At 43.9% G+C, this 19749-nt stretch carries 21 protein-coding genes and 1 pseudogene; 9 read left to right on the plus strand and 13 right to left on the minus strand.

Annotated elements, in window-relative coordinates; genetic code table 11:
• Positions 1–315 precede the first annotated feature (315 nt).
• The 5 genes and pseudogenes from WBA89_RS11475 to WBA89_RS11495 all read right to left on the minus strand — a co-directional run.
• A pseudogene (locus WBA89_RS11475) lies at positions 316–492 on the minus strand (isochorismatase); the annotation flags it as partial.
• A gap of 82 nt (positions 493–574) precedes the next feature.
• Positions 575–853, minus strand: a complete 279-nt coding sequence (locus WBA89_RS11480; RefSeq protein ID WP_424406461.1) for a hypothetical protein — start codon at positions 851–853, stop codon at positions 575–577.
• 18 nt (positions 854–871) lie between these two features.
• Positions 872–1267 carry an ACP S-malonyltransferase gene (locus tag WBA89_RS11485; protein ID WP_424406463.1) on the minus strand — a complete coding sequence of 132 codons (396 nt, stop codon included), beginning with the start codon at positions 1265–1267 and terminating at the stop codon, positions 872–874.
• Complete coding sequence (locus WBA89_RS11490; RefSeq protein ID WP_424406465.1) at positions 1267–1644, minus strand: DUF433 domain-containing protein; 378 nt, start codon at positions 1642–1644, stop codon at positions 1267–1269. Before WBA89_RS11490 ends, WBA89_RS11485 begins: the two co-directional genes overlap by 1 nt.
• Before the next feature lie 23 nt (positions 1645–1667).
• Complete coding sequence (locus WBA89_RS11495; RefSeq protein ID WP_424406467.1) at positions 1668–2690, minus strand: isochorismatase; 1023 nt, start codon at positions 2688–2690, stop codon at positions 1668–1670.
• Positions 2691–2863: 173 nt separating this feature from the next.
• Between WBA89_RS11495 and WBA89_RS11500 the strand changes: the two genes are divergently transcribed.
• Both WBA89_RS11500 and WBA89_RS11505 read left to right on the plus strand, forming a co-directional pair.
• Complete coding sequence (locus WBA89_RS11500) at positions 2864–3595, plus strand: TVP38/TMEM64 family protein (RefSeq protein ID WP_424406469.1); 732 nt, start codon at positions 2864–2866, stop codon at positions 3593–3595.
• Positions 3596–3611: 16 nt separating this feature from the next.
• The gene (locus WBA89_RS11505) at positions 3612–5147 is read left to right on the plus strand and encodes a mercuric reductase (protein ID WP_424406471.1); all 1536 of its coding nucleotides are present in this window, start codon (positions 3612–3614) and stop codon (positions 5145–5147) included.
• A 246-nt stretch (positions 5148–5393) separates the two neighbouring features.
• Here the strand turns inward: WBA89_RS11505 and WBA89_RS11510 are convergent, their stop codons facing one another.
• Both WBA89_RS11510 and WBA89_RS11515 read right to left on the minus strand, forming a co-directional pair.
• The gene (locus tag WBA89_RS11510) at positions 5394–6242 is read right to left on the minus strand and encodes an AAA family ATPase (RefSeq protein ID WP_424406473.1); all 849 of its coding nucleotides are present in this window, start codon (positions 6240–6242) and stop codon (positions 5394–5396) included.
• Between the two features lie 156 nt (positions 6243–6398).
• Positions 6399–7484 (minus strand): RNA ligase, encoded by a 1086-nt coding sequence (locus WBA89_RS11515; protein WP_424406475.1) that lies wholly within the window; start codon positions 7482–7484, stop codon positions 6399–6401.
• A 190-nt stretch (positions 7485–7674) separates the two neighbouring features.
• Between WBA89_RS11515 and WBA89_RS11520 the strand changes: the two genes are divergently transcribed.
• The 5 genes from WBA89_RS11520 (at position 7675) to glgA (ending at position 14178) form a co-directional block, all read left to right on the plus strand.
• Positions 7675–8235 (plus strand): hypothetical protein, encoded by a 561-nt coding sequence (locus tag WBA89_RS11520; protein WP_424406477.1) that lies wholly within the window; start codon positions 7675–7677, stop codon positions 8233–8235.
• Between the two features lie 141 nt (positions 8236–8376).
• Positions 8377–9381, plus strand: coding sequence for a hypothetical protein (locus WBA89_RS11525; protein WP_424406479.1), 1005 nt, complete (start codon positions 8377–8379; stop codon positions 9379–9381).
• Positions 9382–9845: 464 nt separating this feature from the next.
• Entirely contained in the window at positions 9846–10817 is a 972-nt protein-coding gene (hemC, locus tag WBA89_RS11530; protein WP_424406481.1) for a hydroxymethylbilane synthase, read from the plus strand.
• A 506-nt stretch (positions 10818–11323) separates the two neighbouring features.
• A complete protein-coding gene (locus WBA89_RS11535; protein WP_424406483.1) occupies positions 11324–12154 on the plus strand; it encodes a S1C family serine protease in 831 nt (276 codons plus the stop codon).
• A gap of 593 nt (positions 12155–12747) precedes the next feature.
• Positions 12748–14178 carry a glycogen synthase GlgA gene (gene glgA / locus WBA89_RS11540; protein WP_424406485.1) on the plus strand — a complete coding sequence of 477 codons (1431 nt, stop codon included), beginning with the start codon at positions 12748–12750 and terminating at the stop codon, positions 14176–14178.
• Positions 14179–14520: 342 nt separating this feature from the next.
• Here the strand turns inward: glgA and WBA89_RS11545 are convergent, their stop codons facing one another.
• Positions 14521–14949, minus strand: coding sequence for a DUF1824 family protein (locus WBA89_RS11545; protein ID WP_424406487.1), 429 nt, complete (start codon positions 14947–14949; stop codon positions 14521–14523).
• 269 nt (positions 14950–15218) lie between these two features.
• On the opposite strand from WBA89_RS11545, the gene WBA89_RS11550 reads away from it, so the two are divergent.
• Positions 15219–16148, plus strand: a complete 930-nt coding sequence (locus WBA89_RS11550) for a polysaccharide deacetylase family protein (protein WP_424406489.1) — start codon at positions 15219–15221, stop codon at positions 16146–16148.
• 124 nt (positions 16149–16272) lie between these two features.
• Here the strand turns inward: WBA89_RS11550 and rnc are convergent, their stop codons facing one another.
• Together rnc and WBA89_RS11560 are read right to left on the minus strand one after the other, a co-directional pair.
• Positions 16273–17043, minus strand: coding sequence for a ribonuclease III (gene rnc / locus WBA89_RS11555; RefSeq protein WP_424406491.1), 771 nt, complete (start codon positions 17041–17043; stop codon positions 16273–16275).
• Between the two features lie 93 nt (positions 17044–17136).
• Positions 17137–17640 (minus strand): NYN domain-containing protein, encoded by a 504-nt coding sequence (locus WBA89_RS11560; RefSeq protein ID WP_373533782.1) that lies wholly within the window; start codon positions 17638–17640, stop codon positions 17137–17139.
• Between the two features lie 744 nt (positions 17641–18384).
• Here WBA89_RS11560 and WBA89_RS11565 point away from each other — a divergent pair.
• Entirely contained in the window at positions 18385–18528 is a 144-nt protein-coding gene (locus WBA89_RS11565) for a chlorophyll a/b-binding protein (RefSeq protein ID WP_424406493.1), read from the plus strand.
• Positions 18529–18705: 177 nt separating this feature from the next.
• Here the strand turns inward: WBA89_RS11565 and WBA89_RS11570 are convergent, their stop codons facing one another.
• From WBA89_RS11570 to WBA89_RS11580, 3 genes are all read right to left on the minus strand, one after another.
• A complete protein-coding gene (locus WBA89_RS11570) occupies positions 18706–18918 on the minus strand; it encodes a hypothetical protein (RefSeq protein WP_424406495.1) in 213 nt (70 codons plus the stop codon).
• A 101-nt stretch (positions 18919–19019) separates the two neighbouring features.
• Positions 19020–19238: a hypothetical protein gene (locus tag WBA89_RS11575; protein WP_193975182.1), complete on the minus strand. Its 219-nt coding sequence runs from the start codon at positions 19236–19238 to the stop codon at positions 19020–19022.
• A gap of 201 nt (positions 19239–19439) precedes the next feature.
• On the minus strand, positions 19440–19749 hold a 310-nt coding region (locus WBA89_RS11580; protein WP_424406497.1), incomplete at its 5' end, for a response regulator.

The raw sequence follows: 19749 nt of genomic DNA on the forward strand, positions 1-19749 counted from the left end.
GTTTTAAAGCAGTTTCTAGCACTTGGTCAAGAGTATTCATATCATTAAATACCGAGGTCATACTCATAGCCTGTTGCTAACTTATACCATTTTTCTAAAGATATGCTATGGATGAAGTCTTAGCCCCCCCTTAATAAGGGGGGGTTGGGGGGGTAATATCTAGCGCTACTTTATGAAATTGGTATTATCTTTATTCTAGCTCAAACTTATACCATTCTTCTAAAGATGTGCTATGGATAAATTCTTAGCCCCCCCTTAATAAGGGGGGGTGGGGGGGGTAATATCTAGCGCTACTTTATGAAATTGGTATTATCTTTATTCTAGCTCAAACTGAGTAGATTGAACCACATTCATTCCCGCTTCTGCAAATCTTTGAAAAGCCGCATCTGCTGCTTCGGTAAAATCAACCACACCAGGAACAACCACAGGCGAAGTGCAATCTTCCAACAAATAAACCTTCTTTGCCAACTTCACATCTCGCGCCAAAATTTCTGCCTGGTAACGCAGATAGGCGAGGCTCTGCCTCCATTCTCGCAGGCGAGGCTCTTCAATAGTGACATCAATTCCTAGGCTCTTAACCAGTTATTGAAAATGATTTAGGATTGCTATATAAAGAGTTTTTTGGGTAAGTTAGATTCGATCGATCAGTTGATAAATATTGGCCCAAAGCTGCAATGACTTCCTCGGCTGACTGCGATCGAAATTTGCCTGCACGGAAATCAGCCAAGGTTTGTTGGGCATCCGCAGCTATTTCTGCACGGCGACTTTCGCGGTGACGGTTTTGGAGAATTTTAATCAACATTTCCTGCTGTTCGTAGGTTAGAGTCAAAGCATTTAGAAGTAAGGTGTGCAATAGGCAGGCTGCGATAGTTCACGGAATAAAAACTCTTCTTGCGCCTATGTAATTGCCAGTATAAATGGCAATCTCAACAATACGCTCGACACACCGTTCTCGATAAATTGAGTCATTTAACACTCGATCGGCATTACCAATTGTCACAACTGGTAATGAGCCTGGAGTGTTTTCTTCGCGCATGACTTGCTCCAATGAGTCTTCATCTTTCATACTTCGATTAGCTGTGAGTAAAATCATTTGATTTTCCTGAGCGATTCTCCAAACAACTCGATCGCTACTATCAATTGACAATCCCACCTCCTCAAACATGACGAAGCGAATTTGCACAAAATCAAGCCAACCTTGGCTAGCAATACTGCCAAGAAGGACTCGCCCGTGTCCCTTAAAGTTGTGATCTATTAAAAAAATCATTACTGAAGTTGGTGACGCGCCTTGGATACTTGAAGCTTTTCCCAAGCAGCTTCCAACCCCGGTGGTGGTGGCAGGGTAGCAATGCGGGCAACACGATCGCGATTTTGTTCTTCGTAATATTGCCGAAGTTCCTCAGTCTCCTTAAGAACAACTTGGTATTCTGCATCAACTTCTGCCCGATGTGTATCTATGTAGGAGAGGGCTGCATTAATTTGATCCTCTGTCAAATCAAACAGGGAACGAATGAACTTAGGCGGATACTGGGCGATTACATAGTCCATCACGTCGTACAGAGTGATGCGCGTACCTGCGATCGTCAACCCACGCTCTGTACGGATAATAACCGACGGCTCATTAGATACTAAGGTCATAGTCATAGCCTGTTGCTAACTTATCTTTATTATAGCTCCAACTGAGTAGATTGAACCACATTCATTCCCGCTTCTGCAAATCTTAGAAAAGCCGCATCTGCTGCTTCGGTAAAATCAACCACACCAGGAACAACCACAGGCGAAGTGCAATCTTCCAACAAATAAACTTTCTTAGCCAACTTCACATCTCGCGCCAAAATCTCCGTTAGCAAATCATCAATCGTCCAAGCAACGCAGTGACTTTTTGCTTGCCCCGCAATAATTACCGCATCAAAACCGAGCAACTTATCGATCAACTCAGCATTTTTTTGGGCAATAGAAATCCCCTCTGGCCCGTCTAAAACTTCCGGCCGCAAAACTGAATAATTTTCTGTTAACGGATTGCCGCCTTTGATTTCAAAAAGTGCTTGACTGTTGCGGGCGATGCTGTGAAAAAATATCGCTTCTTCCACAGCGGAAACCAAGGCGTGTCCGATGCCGCCTAACATCGAGTGATAGGGCCAAATTGTCAAGGGAAATTTGCCGTCATCGCTGAGTTTCTGCACGTAGTGAAGAGCGTGTTTTTCCAGTGCCAAAAAATTGCCACCGCTGATGCTGTCGGCGACGGCTGGGTTGACTTTCCAGATACCTTGCTGCACGTCTTCCAAAGTAATTAATGTGGCGGCTGGTTGCGGGTGTTCGCCTGCATCATTTATCCAAAAAATCGGATGAAAAATTTGCATCGCAGTGTGGGTGTCCATTGTCGGCGCAATAGTTGTAATTCTATCTAAATTGCGGTAAATGAACTCGCACAAGCGCAGGTTGTCGTCTACTGCACCGCTACCGGAACGCCCGCCTACAAATAGTTCAAAATCAGGCAAACAAAAAGTATTTTGGGCATCGATTATCAACAAACAAATGCGGTTTGTGTCGCTGGCGGCAGGCGGAATCTTGTGCTTTTTCGCCCAACTTTTAGCTTGAAAAGCCCGTTCTTGGTAAGGTACGCGCCAAACTTCGCATACTTTTTTTGCCTCGAAATATTCAGGAATTGGGAGTTGCTTTTTTGCGATCATAGCCTGTCTATTTTAGAGTGAGTTGTAACAATAACTTAAATTGGCAAAAAATATTCACTGATTAAATAACCTTTCACTCTCTGGAATCTTTCTCTGCGCCCTCTGCGTCCTCTGCGGTTCAAAAAAAATCCTCTACTTCTAATATAATACAAATAACTATTTACGGATGAATTATGCCACCAGAACTAAATCCCAATTATTCCCATAAAAAAATTAAACAAAAATTCTGGTTTTTGTCGATCGCCCTTTTCATCCCCCTCTTAATTGTAGCAACTAAATCTCCCTACGTTCAACAACTTTTAAGAACTGTTTTAAGCCAAATCCAGGATTTAGGCATTTGGGGCCCAGTCGCTTTCATCGCTATCTACAACTTAGCTACTGTACTGTTTGTACCTGGTTCCGCCCTCACCCTCGGAGGCGGGGTGCTGTTTGGCCTGTGGTGGGGTTCCATCTACGTGTTTGTCGCAGCAACTTTAGGGGCTACCTTTGCTTTTGCGATCGGGCGATACCTGTCGCGCGATCGCGTGGTAAAATATATGGAAGCTCACCCGAAGTTCAAAGCCCTCGATCGCGCCGTTGCTAAATCAGGATTTAAAATAGTATTTTTAACCCGCCTTTGTCCTTTATTTCCCTTCAATTTATTGAATTACGCCTTGGGAGTTACCCAAGTTTCTTTAAAAGATTACGTGTTGGGTTCCTTCGGGATGATTCCGGGAACTTTGATGTACGTTTACTCTGGTTCATTGATAGGAGATATTGCTGCAATTGGTACGGCAACTGTACCGACAAATCCCCAAGCAGAAGCTGTAAAATGGTCGATAAATTTGATCGGTTTTACTGCTGCTGTCGCAGTAACTTTATATATAACTAAGATTGCTCGCAAGGCTTTGGATGAAACTGTTTAATTAGGAGAATTTGCTCGTGTCGCAGTCAAAAACCGATCGCGTAACCGTCCCCCCGATGGACGAATACAACCAAAAATTAGTCTCCTATTTGCATCCGTCAGATTGGGTGAATCCCCAGCCAGCTAGCAGTTACAATTTAGTAGTAATTGGCGCGGGAACCGCCGGATTAATTGTCGCAGCCGGGGCGGCAGGTTTGGGCGCAAAAGTTGCTTTGATTGAAAAACATTTGATGGGTGGCGATTGTTTGAATGTCGGTTGCGTACCTTCAAAAAGTTTAATTCGATCCTCGCGCACTGTCGGCGATATCTGGAATGCTCATAAATTTGGCGTTCATCTTTCTAACAATCCAGAAGTGGATTTTCCCGCAGTCATGGAACGGATGCGCCGCATTAGATCCGGAATCAGCGATGTGGATTCTGTTGAACGCTACCAGCACCAATTAGGAGTCGATGTTTTCTTAGGTTCCGGTAGTTTCACTAGCAATTCTACCATAGAAGTTGCTGGTCAAACTCTGCGGTTTAAAAAAGCAGTAATTGCCACAGGTGCAAGGGCGCGACAACCCCAAATTCCCGGCTTACAGGAAGCTGGATATCTGACGAATGAAACTGTATTTAACCTCACAGAAAGGCCTCAGCGTTTGGCCGTAATTGGCGCTGGGGCGATCGGCTGCGAATTGGCTCAAGCTTTTCGCAGGCTGGGCTCGGAAGTCGTATTGCTGCACAAAAATGCTCATATTTTGGACAAGGAAGATGCGGATGCTGCGACAATTGTGCAGCAGGTTTTTCTGCGCGAAGGAATTCAACTAATACTTGAATCTCAAATAGAGCGGGTTGAGCAAACAAATGCAGGCAAAGTAGTTTATTATCAATCGCAAAACCAGGAAGCATCGGTAATAGTAGATCAAATTATTGTGAGTGTGGGGCGATCGCCCAACGTGGAAGGATTGAATCTGGAATCTGTCAGCGTTGAATACGATACACAAAAAGGCGTATTTGTCAACGACAATTTGCAAACTACCAATCCCCGCATTTATGCCGCTGGAGACATTTGCATGAAATATAAATTTACTCACGCCGCTGATTTTGCCGCGAGAATGGTGATTCAAAACACTCTGTTTTTCGGGCGCAAAAAGCTCAGCGCTTTGACGATACCTTGGTGTACTTATACAGATCCGGAAATTGCGCGCGTCGGAATGGGCGATCGCGAAATTCAAGCCCAAGGAATTGATGTCGATACATTTTTGATTCCTTTCGATAAAGTCGATCGGGCAATTATTGACGGCGAAGAAGAAGGTTTTGTGAAAATAAACGTCAAAAAAGGCAGCGACAAAATATTAGGTGCAACGATTGTCGCCCGACACGCCGGCGAGATGATTAATACAATTACTTTAGCAATGGTTAACAATATTGGTTTGGGAAAGATTGCTAGCACAATTCACCCGTATCCGACACAAGCGGAAGCAATTCGCAAAGCCGGAGATGCTTACAACCGCACTCGGTTAACGCCGTTTGTGAAGAATTTATTCAATAAATGGTTGGCTTGGACGCGATAATTTGAACTATTTTGCCATGAATAATTGGTTCCCAGGCACAGCCTGGGAACCAATATCAGCGAGGCTCTGCCTCGGGGAAAAAGGAGGCAGAGCCTCCGGATCTGCGTTACCAGGCACAGCCTGGTAACGAGTAGACTTCTTCAGTCCGCGGAGGCGGACATCGTTTGTGTAGACGCGGTTTCAACCGCCGAGGTTTCATTTGTGTAGACGCGGTTTCAACCGCCGTCTTGTCAGTTTCTGTTACTCTTAAAAATCCCCTTCATCTACTTGAAATACAGTCAATCCCAAGCTGCGCCACATATCAACAACTTGCTGGCGATCGTCCAACACAAACTTAACATTATATTGCCCTGCAATATGCTGCTGATAGATTTCCTCCTTCATAATCGCATCCTTCCTCATATCTCCGGTTTTTCGCATATAAATACTCTGATAATTCACCTCGTACTGCTGCAACCATTTTTCAGTTTGAGGCTGACAGTCATCGGTTCTTCCCGATACTACAATAATATTAGCGCTGGTTTGCCACTTGCGGACGGTATCTAAGACGGGCTGATTCGGTAAATCGCGATCGCACTTTGAAGCATCAAAAGGATTTCTGCCGTTGAGAAGCGCCAAAGTACCGTCCATATCCACCATAATTGCATCCGGCAAATCCGGGTTGTATTCCGGCGGTTCAACAGAAACCCGCACATACTTATTGTACATCTTCAAAATCACATCTTTCCCCACCGAATTAAGTCTTTTCAAATCCCGTTTAATACATTCCTCCACCGGAACTTGCAGAAAAGAATCATTAACCTCAACGATAGCTTTCCCCTTCACCAACTGTTTGATCTGCTCGATATGAGGCCCAAAATTAGTATCATCAACAATTACGTGCTTGCCGCTTTCCAAAGCCATCAAAATAATCGTATCTCTCAACTGCAAAATAAACTTTTCATTAGCCGGCGACCAATGAGAAGCATGAGCCATTTCTCGCAGTAAATCTTTATTCGTCCGCACCCATCTGGCAGGTTCAGACAGCAGCAATTCTCGCGCGAATTGAGATTTTCCAGAAGCAGGTAAACCGACAAGTACAACAACTCTTTTCATTGCAATAAATAATAGTAACTGGTAGGGTGCGTCGCCCTCAAAAATATCTAAATTTCATCGACAATCTCATGGCGACGCACCTGTGCCTACTGGGGAGGCTGGAAATTGTACACTCGCATCTTACTTGATGCGACTACAAATCATCTAGCGGTTAGTTTACAAACCTAAATTGATGTAATCCAAACCCAATAACTCCTCTATCTTATGAATTGTAACATCGCGCAGAGCTTCTTTCACGCCCGCAACTCTGCGGCCCCGCAAAGAAAACAAAATCCCCGAATACGGCAAATGTTTCACAGCCAGCGCAAAATCTTTCTGCACTTCGATATGTTCTTGTTGTCGGTAAACCTCCTCAATTTCTTGGACTAACAATTCATATTTTTGCTTAACTTTTTGATACAAAGCACTCCACTCAGGAAAATAAGCTAAAAACTCTTCTCCTTCATTCGTCAAAATAATTTCAATCATCCGGCGCGTAGAAAATCCTTCGCGAAGGTGAGAAATCGCGACGTACTGGGGAGACTTAACTTTAACTTTGTTGAAGTTAGCATCGCAAATAATATACCCTTCCGAATCCATCGGATCTAAATGTTGGGCTGCTTCGATGACTTCTTTCCAGCTAGTTAAAGGATAGGATGCGACTAATTCCCAGCCGTATTTTTTCCCCCAAAAACTCGGATCTATTTCTAGGAGTGTTTGAGTATTGCGAACTCCGTGCAACACGATTTGATTGTTGGCTTGTTGAACAACTATTCTATTGTAAGGTGTCATCAACTCAAAGATAAAACAATGGTCAGTTTCTGTCGGCAATTGATATCCCAATTCTTGCCAGACTTTCCAAAACAGTTCGGCAAAGCTGAACCCAAAACCGTTAACTTCGCCCGCTGCGTCGGGAGTGCCGCTAGATTGAACTCTCCATTCTCCTTGATAAAAATAAAGTACAGTCAAAGAACCGTCTAATTTTTCGTAAACCTTGGCATGACTCCAATCAATTGCCGCGGCGTGACCTTCCCCGTAATTAAAAAATTTGTCGTAGGGATAAGAAACAATCTGCCAATCTTGAGACTCATCTAAAATAATACCCCGGCACTGCTGGACTATTTTTTCACCCAGGGGAGATTCTATCTGCGAGTATTTCAAACAGACTAGATTCGGGTATTGGCGGTGGCGGGTAACTTTGATATGATAAGTTTCGCACAAAGTTTCCAATCCGTGCTGGCGTAAATACTCTTGCAGTTCCACGTTCGACTCCTAATTTTGTCGCCTTCTTTATTTTATAGACAAATCTATCTTTTAGAAATTTTCTAAACAAAATTTAAACTAATTTTTTTCCTGAATTCCTATTGTGATTTTTGTATTTTGGAGTATCGTTGTAAATGTGTGAATGCGCTCTGGCGCAAAACTGGACTATTTCAAAATCAAGAGAAAAACCGTGAACAAGAAATTATTACTTTTGGCGGCTTCTGCGTGTGTATTGACTGCTTTAGTACCTGTATCGCGAGTTTTGGGTGCGGGCGAATTGTTGCAGCGGTTGCCGGAAACAAAATCTGTGGCTGTAGTGGGTACTGCTGTGCCGGTAAGTCAAATTTTGGCAAAATTAAAAGGCAAAACACAAGTGCCAATTTTTATTCCCAGCCGCCTCCCTATTTCGCAGAAGTTTTACTACCAAACCCAAGCGACAGCAGACAGCTATACTATTTCTATGGACTATACAGCAGATTGCCGAGGTGCGGGAGCTTGTAGTTTTGGGGAAGTTCGAGCTCAAAAAGGCGGTGAATTTTCTACGAAGTTAGAAGGGGTAACTAAGACTTTAAAAAATGTTAAACTTGCTGGGGGAGTCACAGGAGTTTTTCATAACGGTTGCGGGGCTTACTGTACAGCATCGATTGAGTGGAAAAAGCTGGGATTTATGTATACTGTATCAATGAAAAATGGACGCGAATCGGATTTAACTTTAATAGCAAATTCTGCTATTTTAGCGGGAAAGCGTTAAGTTTTGCAGGATGGGATGAAGTAACTAATTATGTAGGGTGCGCGGGCGCACCTTACGGTTATTGTACGGTAAATGTTAAGCGACACTCACCCGTACAAGAATGTAATATGGTTTTTTATGCTTATTTAGAGGGAAATTAGGATGAGGGGAAGATGGCTATTTGGGGCGATTTTTGCTGGTGCGGTTGCTGTTTTGACGCTCGCACTTTTGACACCCTACTCAGCCGCAGCAAAGACAGAAGCCTTGATTGCAGAAATTCGCTGGTTTAATTATACTTCTAAAGATGGCTGGCAATCCGTACAGTTTATTGTACCCGATCGCCAACCTAAAAAATCGGCCGATCGCCGCAAGTTGCGGTTGTACGACGTTCATATTGCCAAGATGTTTGAGATTACGAGTTTTTTGTGCGATCGCGATCGCACTTCTGTCGGTTACAATTGGTCTTATGAAACCGAAAATGGCAACATTGAGATGGGACGCTTCAAAATTAGCTGCAATCTCGCCCGCGAAATCGCCTCAACTTACGGGTTGAGCAAACCGCAAACTACAGTGATTCGCCGCAACTTCAATCAAAAAAACGGTCGCCCTTCTCTTGCTGTAGAAAAATTTTTAATTCCTACTTTGAACGTCGCTAAAAATAGAGTTTTGCAGTGGAAAAAATTTGTCAAAAAAATCCCATCAATTATTGATAATTCAGGTGGAAATCGAGCCAACCTTCGTTTTCCGGCGAGCAACATTGTTCGGCAAATCAAAGGCAAAACGCGAGTACCTGTTTTTGTTCCTAATATACTTCCTTTACCTGACACTGAGCAACTTGATTTTGATGTGCAAGCTGGCTCCCACGGTTACATTGTTGAAATATATTTAGGCAAAGGATGCCGCGGGGGAGCCTGTGCTTTCGGCACAATCGAAGCTAAAAGAAATGAACCGTTTTCGCCTCCTTCGCAATTGCCGAGAGATACTTACAGACGCATTGAATTAGCGGGCAGAATGAGGGGAATTTATTTCCAAACTTGCGGTAATTACTGCATTTCTTATGTTGAATGGCAAAGGCTGGGCGTGCTGTACCGAGTAAGTATCAAAAATGGACGGCAGTCAGAAGTTGTTCGGATAGCAAATTCTGCACTTCAAGCTGGGTCGCGTTAATACTATTTGAGATTTGAGATTTGAGATTTGGTAATAGCTATCACTAGACTTGAATTGCATTTTTTCGCAAAGAATCTAGAAATTATCTGCGTCCATCGGTGTTTATCTTTCTGGCATCTGCGGTTGACCGATCGAACTTGTGATTTATGCAATAAGTCCACTGTTGATGGTAAACTATTCGGTGGCTTGAGAAGTTCGATCGCACTTAAATCGCCCTTTCCCCCTTATTCCCAAATTTCTCTCCTCAAATCCTGCAACCTGGGAGCAAACTCTTCAGCTTGCACCAGCTTGGGCCCGATCGAGCCTAGGCAAATCATACACCGTCGGCTGCCTTTGGCTCTCCAGGTCGATCGGCTCAGTTTTATCCCCCTAATTGTGCCAACCAGCAATTAAAGTCCCCACCTGCGGTACGCTAGATCAGGTGAATATATTGGCTAATTTCAAGCTATCCTCCGATCGATCTTATGTCCCCAACCACATCTGCCCCCTCCCGAACCGTCCGCATCGGTTCCCGCAAAAGCCAACTCGCTCTAGTGCAAACCCACTGGGTGCAAGAACAGCTACAGAAACACTTCCCGGAACACACTTTTGAAGTCCACACCATGTCCACCCAAGGGGACATAATTCTTGATGTCGCCCTCGCTAAAATTGGCGACAAAGGACTTTTTACCAAAGAATTAGAAACGGGAATGATTAACAATGAAACGGACTTTGCCGTTCATTCCCTCAAAGATTTACCTACCAATTTGCCCGAAGGTTTAATTTTAGGATGCGTCACCGAACGGGAAAATCCCGCTGACGCTCTAGTAGTTCACTCCAAGCACAAAGACAAGCAACTAGACACCCTCCCCGCAGGTTCCGTAATCGGCACTTCTTCGCTGCGGCGGCTGGCTCAACTGCGGCACCATTTCCCTCACTTTGAATTTAAAGATATTCGGGGCAATCTCAATACTCGACTCGCTAAATTAGATGATGGCGGTTACGACGCCATTATTCTAGCAGTTGCAGGATTGGAAAGATTGGGAATGGGCGATCGCATCCACCAAATTATCCCTGCTGAAATCTCCCTTCACGCCGTCGGACAAGGTGCACTGGGCATCGAATGCCGCGCCGGAGATACAGAAATCATGGAAGTGATTAAAGCTCTCGAACATACGGAAACCGCCCAAAGATGTTATGCTGAACGCGCATTTCTGCGGGAATTAGAAGGCGGCTGTCAAGTACCAATCGGCGTTAATACCAAAATAGAAAACGGTCAATTAACCTTAACCGGAATGGTATCGAGTCTCGACGGCCAGCGCTTCGTCAAAGATACTGTTTCCGGCGCTGCCGAGACTGCTGAAATGCTGGGAATTGACCTCGCTCACCGCCTGCGGGAACAGGGAGCAAGCGAAATTTTGGAGGAAATTTTTATCGAAGTTCAACGCGGTTCCTAAACCAAGTCAGCATTTATTTGTCAAGGCGCTTAAACGCGAAATATCGCCTTTTATTGATAAAAAATAACTGGCGGTTCGCTTTGACAAAAACGAGTAAATTAGCAGTATGTTTCTAGGTGTTTGATGGGAATTTTAGAGAAAATTGCGGATGATTTCACAAATATCTGACTAATTGATACCAATTTTTTATGAGGCTGCATAGAATGCGATCCCCCCTAACCCCCCTTAATAAGGGGGGGAAAAGATGCTTCTCAAAGTCAACCCCTACTCCCCTTCTTAAGGGGGATTTAGGGGGATCTAGATATGTGCAACGATCCATTAAATTGGTATGAGGGCTGCTGTTGAGAAACCAGGTTTATGGATGGATGCCGGGGTGCAAAGCCTAGGATTTTTCGGAAAAACCGGGTTTCTTGGGTCTCAGTCTGATTGTGGTCAACATACCAATCCAAAATCTACAATCAAACATCCAAAATAAATCAGCAATCTATTTCAGGGAAAGGCAAAATATGAGCGCTAGAGCAACTCAATTAAAGCTTGAATTGAAAAAAGTTCAGGAACTTTATCGCAAAATGCAGGCAGACCAAAAAGCTTTGCAGCAGCAATTGAAAGAGTTTAAAACTCAAGCCGGAAGTTTTTCGGATGTCGTAGAACAAATCTTGCCGTCGATAGTTTCAGTTTACGTGATGGATTGGGATACAAAACAAGAGATTTCTTCGGGGAGCGGCTTCTTTGTATCGCCTGACATAATTGTCACTAACTATCACGTTGTCGAAGATATTGCTGATGAAGATTACTTCTATGAAGCAGATGAAGTCGAACAGGTTTTAGTCGAAACTAATGACGGAAAGTTGAGATTGGCGGAGGTGGTGTTTACTGGGAATGTCGAAGAAGATTTAGCATTACTTTTAATTAGCGATTTTACCTTCGACCCGGAAACAGGGGAACAAGTAGAATCTCCCCAAGAGCATCCTCCTTTAGAGTTATCTTTTGATGTGAAAGTGGGCGATCGAGTAATTGCGGTTGGTAATCCTTTGGGACAGTTTGCTGCAAGTATAACTCAAGGTATTATTAGTGCAATTCGCGAACCTGACGAGTCTGAGGAAGTGGACGACGAAGATGATGATGGTGTTGCTGAGGTGAAGGTGTTGCAAACTGATGCGGCGATTAATCCGGGAAATTCCGGCGGGCCCTTGATTAATATGGCCGGTCAAGTGGTTGGGGTGAATACGTGGGGATGGGAAGATGCTGATAGTATTAATTTGGCGATCGCCTCGGTTGCTTTGGATGACTTTTTAGCTGGATTTGAGGAAACTTTTGAGGAAGATTCTCAGAATTAGTCGGGATTTGTTGCTAATCTGTCAAGAGGGCGATCGCACTTTTTATGAGAGGGGATGGAAAAGGTGATCGCTATTTCCTTAACTCAATTGGCGTAAGTCCCACGCTGTAATTGTACTCAATTGGGCGTTGGGATATAAGCCAAGCAAGGTATATGAAAAAGAGCGACAATTTACTGTTTCTCTAACAAAAAAACTTGTAAGATATAAGTGGTTGCGACCCACCCACTCGACTGCAAACAACAGGTCACAGTAGCAGTAGTATGCTTACCAAGGATAACTGCGAGAGAAAGGGGGAAAAAACAGACCGCTGGTTGGCAAGGTAACGCCATACCGTAAAATATAAACCATGTTTGTTGTACGAAAACAGTTTTTGGTCTTGGGAAACAGGACTTCTGCGTGGGTTCCCTACGAAGGGATAAAGGCTGCAAAGCTAGAGATGCAGTGTCAGACTCGGATCGTCTTCAGTGACGAATCTCAGTAATGAGATACCCAACAGAGCAACGGCAGATGATACACGAAGCCTACACGCTCACCGAAGGTCAGTGCTAGGTATTTCACTCTAGACTAACTATCCCAAGGAGCACACAAAAATAATGCGAATTTTATTTGTATCTGCCGAAGCAGCACCCCTCGCCAAAGTTGGCGGTATGGGCGATGTCGTCGGCGCTTTGCCTAAGTTTTTGCGGCGCATGGGACACGATGTCCGCATCTTTATGCCCTACTACGGCTTCGTTCCCGACAAAATGGACGTTCCCAAAAAACCTGTTTGGAATGGGGCGGCGATGTTCCAAAATTTCTCAGTCTTTGAAAGTGTTTTGGCGGGAACCGATGTACCTTTATACTTATTGCAACATCCATCTTTCTTGCCGCGCCGCGTTTACGGCGGTTTAGATGAAGATTGGAGGTTCACTTTTTTTGCTAATGCTGCCGCTGAATTTGCCTGGAATTACTGGAAACCCCAAATTATCCACTGTCACGACTGGCACACGGGGATGATACCTGTTTGGATGAAGCCTGACCCCGATATCAGCACGGTTTTTACTATTCACAATTTAGCTTATCAAGGGCCGTGGCGCTGGCGTTTGGAACAGATGACTTGGTGTCCTTGGTATATGCAAGGCCACAATACAATGGCTGCTGCAGTACAGTTTGCCGATCGCGTAAATACAGTTTCACCCACCTACGCCGAGCAAATCAAAACCCCAGCTTACGGCGAAACTTTGGAAGGTTTGCTGTCTTACATCGGCGGCAAAGTTTCGGGCATTTTGAACGGAATTGATACAGAATCTTACAACCCAGCAACTGACAAGTACCTCCACCAACAATTCAGTGTTGATACGCTAGAAAAGCGCCCAGCTAACAAAATTGCGCTGCAAGAAGAAGTCGGTTTGGAAGTGAATAAAGGTGCCTTTTTAATCGGCATGGTGACGCGGCTGGTAGAACAGAAGGGATTGGATTTGATCATTCAAATGCTCGATCTGTTCATGGCCTATACCGACGCTCAGTTTATTGTACTCGGAACGGGCGATCGCTACTACGAAACCCAACTCTGGCAAATGACAGCCCGCTATCCCGGTCGGATGTCCACCCAATTGCTCTACAACGAAGCCCTCTCCCGTCGCGTTTACGCAGGCTGCGACACCTTCCTGATGCCCAGCCGTTTCGAGCCCTGCGGCATCAGCCAAATGCTCGCCCTCCGCTACGGCTGCGTCCCAATGGTGCGCCGCACCGGCGGTTTAGTCGATACCGTTTCCCACAACGACCCAATTAATGATACCGGTACGGGTTACTGCTTCGATCGCTACGAACCCCTCGACTTGTTCACCTGCATGATCCGAACATGGGAAAGTTTCCGCTACAAAGATAAGTGGAAAGAACTGCAACAGCGCGGCATGAAAGAAGATTTTGGCTGGGATATTTCTGCAAAAAAATATGTCAATTTGTACAGCGATATTTTAGGAATACCAGCCGAAGAAACTGCACCGGAACCAGAAGAGCCAGAATTAATCGTTGGTAAGGGTTAATCTTAGTACAATAAGGTTCAGTTAAAACTATTTATTCCTCGGAGATCCCCCTAAATCCCCCTTAAGAAGGGGGACTTTCAGTAAGTTCTTGTCCCACCCCCTACTCCCCTTTTTAAGGGGAGTAGGGGTCGAGTAGGGGGCAAGCTAAGGGGGGATCGAGCTGAACCCAAGCGTATTTAATCTTAGTAAGGTGCGTCAGTCGGTGTTTGATTCGACTGAATCGAGGGGCGATCGGCTGACGCACCCGAAAGCTTAGTCCGCAGTCGGTTTTTTATTCAATTTAATTGATCGACTGACTACTGACTACTGACTACTGACTAATGACTGCTGACTCCTGACAAATTAATCAACAAACAAATCGAGAGGTAAATGGCCGTAAGTCCCGCTAACTCCATCTTCCGAAGAAAATTGACACGACACTAAAACGCCTCGGTAAGTTCCCGGATAACCATCAACATAATAGGAACCCTTCAAAGTATTGAACTTAATATAAACCGAACCGGTAAAGGTCGAACCAGTATTTGGATCTAAAACAGCTTGATATCCCAAAGCTTTCAAATAAGTTTCTAAAGCTAAAAAACCCTCATCCGTCGAAGCAGCGCAAACTCCCAGCATTTGGTAATCCGACAAACTTGCTACTAGCAAAATCGCTTCACGCAGCGCCTGTTTTTCCAGCGGCGACGCTACAGATTGCATATCCAGACAAGTAAAATCTTTGAGGATTTGCTTTGCTGCTTCAACAGTTAGGGTAGTCGGGTTTTGAGTAGACATGAATTGCTCTGATATTTACCAAAAGTACGATCGACACTTCCGCACCCGTCAACGGATTTCTGCCATTGCAACCCTCGATCGACGGCGGTAACACTCGCGCCAGCCCCGATTATAGCCTAATTGTGGATCTCGAAATCATTTTGGGCGATCGACCTACTGCATCGCACACTCTACCTAGATTCCAAAGAAATATCACAAAAATGTCAAACTAGCTGAATTTGCCTCTATTAATGGTACAGACAAAAATCACACAAATTAGTAAATAAATTATGAAGTTCGAGCAATTGTTAAAAAATACAAAAATTGTGAGGAAATTTATTGTTAGGCTGCTAAAGAAAGCCAAACCCCTCTACTTATTCCTGATATTTGGCATCTGCATAGGTATTTCGGGTTGGACAGTAGAATCTAATTTCATCAAAATCCCTTTAATCGGCTTTCACGACATTGTAGACACTCGCAATCCAGCCCAATTGCCACCAAAGCGCCTTGCTTTTTCCATAGACTACACCAAACAAGATTTTTCAGTATTTTTAGAATATATAATGAAAGAAAACTATTGGTTATTATCATCTCAAGACTTGTACGTATACTTTATCAAAAAGTCCCAGCCAATACCAGCTCAAAGATTGGGTCAAAAACCGATTATGATATCCTTTGATGACGGGTATAAAGGCGTTCATGTAAATGCACTTCCCGTCTTAGAAAAATTTTCAGCAGTCCACAAGAAAAAAGGCAAATTTGTGTTATTTGTCAATCCTCAGTTTTTAGGTGTGGACATGGGTAAAAAATTTATAGCCCACGCTAGTTGCAACGATTTAAGAGGCGGATATAAAAAAGGTTTTTATGATGTTCAGTCTCACGGTTTTGCTCACAAAAACTTTACTCAAATTACCGGAAAAGAATTAGAATTTGAAATTGCTAAATCTAAGTCTGAATTGATAAAATGTATGGGAGATTTGGACAAAAATAAGATTGTTGGCGCTCACATAGCTTATCCCTACGGCGAATCAAACAGACAAGTGGAAAAGATTTTGCCTAAATATCATTTAACTGGTTATTTGTACAATGACAATTTCTTTAGAGCAAACAGACTCAAAAACAACTACCGCATTTCTCGCATCACTGTGGATAAGTATATGTCGCCTCAAGGTTTAATTCAGATTGCTAAAAAAGCTTCTACTCTCAGAAAAAAAGAGTAGCTTGAGGTAGCATTTTGTTGTTGTTTATTTTCTTAATTTTGCTCGTCGATCCGCAAGTTGGGGATGCGCGCCCCATTGTATCATCGTGCAAAAAAGCTAGTAGTTTTTACTGATATTTGCACGTTTAGATAAGTCCGCGTTTTTTGAGCTTTGCTAGCGCATCTTCTGCCGCATTTTTCTCAGCATCTTTCTTGCTTTTGCCTTTCCCTTCTCCATAGCATTTCTCTGCAACATAAACCTTAGCGAGAAATTGGGGCTGGTGGGGCGTACCTCCGGCTTGGACTGTCGCATATTTGGGCGGAGTCGCGTCGCCGTTGGCTTGTACCCACTCCTGAAAGCGGTTTTTCGAGTCTACAGTCGATCGCGTTTCCACAACAATGTCGGGTACAGAATCAAACATTTGCCATACAAAGTTGCGAACTTTGTCCATGTCTTGCGTATCGAGATAGTACGCGCCAATGAATGCTTCAAAGGTGCTGCTGAGCAAATTGGGGTTGGTAATCCCGCCTTCTCGATAAGCTCCTTTTCCGAGCCGCATTTTTAAGTCTAAAGCAATTTCCGTAGCAAATCTGGCTAATTGTTTTTCATCTACCAATGCAGAACGGCGGCGAGTCATTTCGTCTTCTCCCATTTCTGGGTGGCGCTGATAGAGATATTCGCCGCTGAGAAATGTCAGCAAAGCATCGCCGAGAAATTCTAAGCGTTCGTTGTCTTCTTCGCGGAATGTGGGGTTTTCGTTGACGTAGGAACGGTGGGTTAGGGCTTGGCGCAGCAGTTTTTCATTGTTGAATTCGGGAATGGTTATTTCGAGTTCTTGTGTTTGATTAGTCGGTCGCATGGGAGTTTGGTAATTGTTATTGCTTTTGGAGTTTGGTATTGTTATGTTGGCAGACATGAAGGAGCCGCAAATAGCGGTTGGTTTGGAGCATCTAGTTTATCAAATAAACTGGATTTTTGCTATCTGCGGCGGGGTGAATTTCAGGGATATTTAGGCTGCTAGTTTGTAAACCTCAAGCAACTTAGGTAATTCATTAACAAAGTAGAATTCGTTTGCGAGCCTTTCCAGATTTTTATTTTCATTACCTGGTCGAGCCAAGATTATCACCTTTTTACCCTTGTTTTGCAGCTTAGGAATCAAGATTTCGCCATTGCCGTCTCCAGACCCAATAATAAATGTGTGTGGATACAGACTAATTGCTGCTTCATCAGAACAGTCATAAAACAAACAGAAGTCAACAGCATCATGGATTTTCTGGACTACAGTAACACATTCCCAGCCATGATTAACCAAGGTTGTTTTTTGAGAAACCTTATTCTTCTGTTGCCAATTGTCGTAAACCTTTTTGGTAACTACATATCCCAATGAGTTCGCAAAAAGCAATAAGTTGTTGGCTTGCTTTATATCTGGGATGTTCTGATAATCCCAATAAATGGAAACTAAAGCTTGCTGTTGGTCGGTCGATCTGCCTGCGGTTCGATGATTGTCCGTCATTTGATTGTGTCCTACAAAGAGGTTGACTGGACAGCCTCGACGTATCGCGCATCTAGCATTAATGGAACGTTGCTTGTGGATTTGCTCAAAAATGAACATCTCGGCACAGGACAATCTGTTACCACAAAACACTGTAATTTTGTTGGGATTTGATTAGCGTCTTAGCTACAGGGCTTACAGAACTCAAAGGAGTTTAGTAGCACACCGTTGAAGGGAAATCTAACTCAATGATGTTTCGATTTTGTCAAGCTTGTATCAAACTTGTTAAAACGACATTAGACGTTTTTTCCGCTCAACGGGGTGCTAGAAACTCGTTTGAGTTCTATAAACCCTGTAGCTAAGACGACTCAATCAACATTCCTTAATTTTGAATGCGATATTTTGTTTTAGCTGTGCTTTTAGTATGGCGTTTTAATTATGGGATGTCAAGTATTAACTAAAAATTATTTTTCTGACATCCTTATATATGATGTCACCAAGATTTTCGCCCACCTGATACCGCCAGTTACGCGCCCTCACCTCAGAAACCGGGTTTCTAGGAGTGTTGGCGATGAGTCACGAGAAATCACGCAAGAAACCCGGTTTCTCGCCCGACAAGTGCGATCGCCCACAAACCCCTCTCCCCGTGGGCCCATCCCGCTTATCTCCGGCATTTGAAAACTAAATGTAAAAATATGTTGCAATGTTTTTACTGTTGTGTTAAGTTTAGTTACATAAGGTTGAAATTAAACGAGGTATCCGATCGTGGAAAACAAAAACGCAAAAGTAGGCTTCACTGAGTTCGCTGAAACCTGGAACGGTCGTTTGGCAATGCTGGGTTTTGTGATCGGCTTAGCTACCGAACTCCTCACCGGTCAAGGCATTCTCTCTCAAATCGGTTTGATGTAATCAGCTTAACTCCATAAAATAGCTGTAATTTGTGGCGATCGACCCCCTTTACAAGTGCGATCGCCCGCCCGCTAATAAGTCCCCTTCATTGATAACGAAGGGGATTTTGCATTTTTGATTAAAAATTAAAACCGATGGTACTATCAAAATTTTTTTTCGTCTGAATATTTATCGTCACTAAGCAATTCCTACCGAATCCAACATCCTCGATTTAGGAGTCAAAGCAGGAAGCTTCACCAAACCGTCCCGCTTGTGAGTCCGCAGACTGTTATTTAAAATCATCTCCGACAGATCCGGCATTTCTTGCCAGCAGTGAGAGCAAAACCAGTAAACGCGATTGTGGCGAGCGTGGCGGAGCAGTGTAGAGGAACAACAAGGGCAACTATTCATGATATTTTAAACCTTTTTTAAGATACCGAGCGATAACTAATTGATTGCAGAGATTGACGAGTGCAGGCTGATATTAAATTCATACACAACAACAAAAAATTTCACTCACAACTTTGAGTGTTTCCCAAGTACCACTTTTGAAGCCCCAGCAGCAACACCACAATCACAAGCTGAACCATCCAAGGGGCCAAATAAAAACCCCAAATAAAACAACCCAGTCCGGCCAAAGCCACAAGCACAAAAATATCTTGAGAGTTTTGCCAGTAAATCCAGACTGCCGCCAGAGAAACTATCAGTAGCAAAATGTAAGCTGAGGGCATAGTCGTCTTCTCCAAAGGTGTCTGCCAACAGTCAGGATCGATCCCCGACTATGTGTTTAAATTAAAACGAAAAACTGAAGAACTTATGAAGATGAGCAAATTGTTACAAAAAGCAAAATACTCCTGCCAGTTTTTATTTTTCCGAGCAGCCAGCAGGAGCAATGTGTTTTGAAAGTTACAAATTCAATGCGGGCGATCGAGCTATTCTAGATCCCAACCCAAAGCTTGAGCCACCATAGCCGCCAAAAACATCGGTTCAAAAGGCTTAGGAATCACGCTCACCACCCCCAAATCCGCAAACATCCGCCTGTCGCTAGCAAGAGCCTTAGCCGTCAATAAAATTACCGGAATGTGCTGCGTAGCACGATTAGCTTGTAACTGTTGAAAAGTAGTAGGCCCGTCTTGATCCGGCATCATCACGTCCAAAAGAATAGCATCAGGCTGTTCGGCAAGAGCCTTAGCCACGCCCTCGCGGCCAGAACTCGCCGTCATGACTTCCCAGCCGCCCACT

It is taken from the genome of Microcoleus sp. (assembly GCF_049646505.1).
GTDB lineage: Bacteria > Cyanobacteriota > Cyanobacteriia > Cyanobacteriales > Microcoleaceae > Microcoleus.

Excerpts from the sequence above, each read along its gene's own strand:
- WBA89_RS11490 (WP_424406465.1), bottom strand. The coding sequence starts at position 1,644 with ATGACTATGACCTTAGTATCTAATGAGCCGTCGGTTATTATCCGTACA.
- WBA89_RS11525 (WP_424406479.1), top strand. The coding sequence starts at position 8,377 with ATGAGGGGAAGATGGCTATTTGGGGCGATTTTTGCTGGTGCGGTTGCT.
- WBA89_RS11495 (WP_424406467.1), bottom strand. The coding sequence starts at position 2,690 with ATGATCGCAAAAAAGCAACTCCCAATTCCTGAATATTTCGAGGCAAAA.
- WBA89_RS11485 (WP_424406463.1), bottom strand. The coding sequence starts at position 1,267 with ATGATTTTTTTAATAGATCACAACTTTAAGGGACACGGGCGAGTCCTT.
- WBA89_RS11575 (WP_193975182.1), bottom strand. The coding sequence starts at position 19,238 with ATGCCCTCAGCTTACATTTTGCTACTGATAGTTTCTCTGGCGGCAGTC.
- WBA89_RS11560 (WP_373533782.1), bottom strand. The coding sequence starts at position 17,640 with ATGACGGACAATCATCGAACCGCAGGCAGATCGACCGACCAACAGCAA.
- glgA (WP_424406485.1), top strand. The coding sequence starts at position 12,748 with ATGCGAATTTTATTTGTATCTGCCGAAGCAGCACCCCTCGCCAAAGTT.
- WBA89_RS11545 (WP_424406487.1), bottom strand. The coding sequence starts at position 14,949 with ATGTCTACTCAAAACCCGACTACCCTAACTGTTGAAGCAGCAAAGCAA.
- WBA89_RS11500 (WP_424406469.1), top strand. The coding sequence starts at position 2,864 with ATGCCACCAGAACTAAATCCCAATTATTCCCATAAAAAAATTAAACAA.
- WBA89_RS11510 (WP_424406473.1), bottom strand. The coding sequence starts at position 6,242 with ATGAAAAGAGTTGTTGTACTTGTCGGTTTACCTGCTTCTGGAAAATCT.
- WBA89_RS11535 (WP_424406483.1), top strand. The coding sequence starts at position 11,324 with ATGAGCGCTAGAGCAACTCAATTAAAGCTTGAATTGAAAAAAGTTCAG.
- rnc (WP_424406491.1), bottom strand. The coding sequence starts at position 17,043 with ATGTCTGCCAACATAACAATACCAAACTCCAAAAGCAATAACAATTAC.
- WBA89_RS11570 (WP_424406495.1), bottom strand. The coding sequence starts at position 18,918 with ATGAATAGTTGCCCTTGTTGTTCCTCTACACTGCTCCGCCACGCTCGC.
- WBA89_RS11550 (WP_424406489.1), top strand. The coding sequence starts at position 15,219 with ATGAAGTTCGAGCAATTGTTAAAAAATACAAAAATTGTGAGGAAATTT.
- hemC (WP_424406481.1), top strand. The coding sequence starts at position 9,846 with ATGTCCCCAACCACATCTGCCCCCTCCCGAACCGTCCGCATCGGTTCC.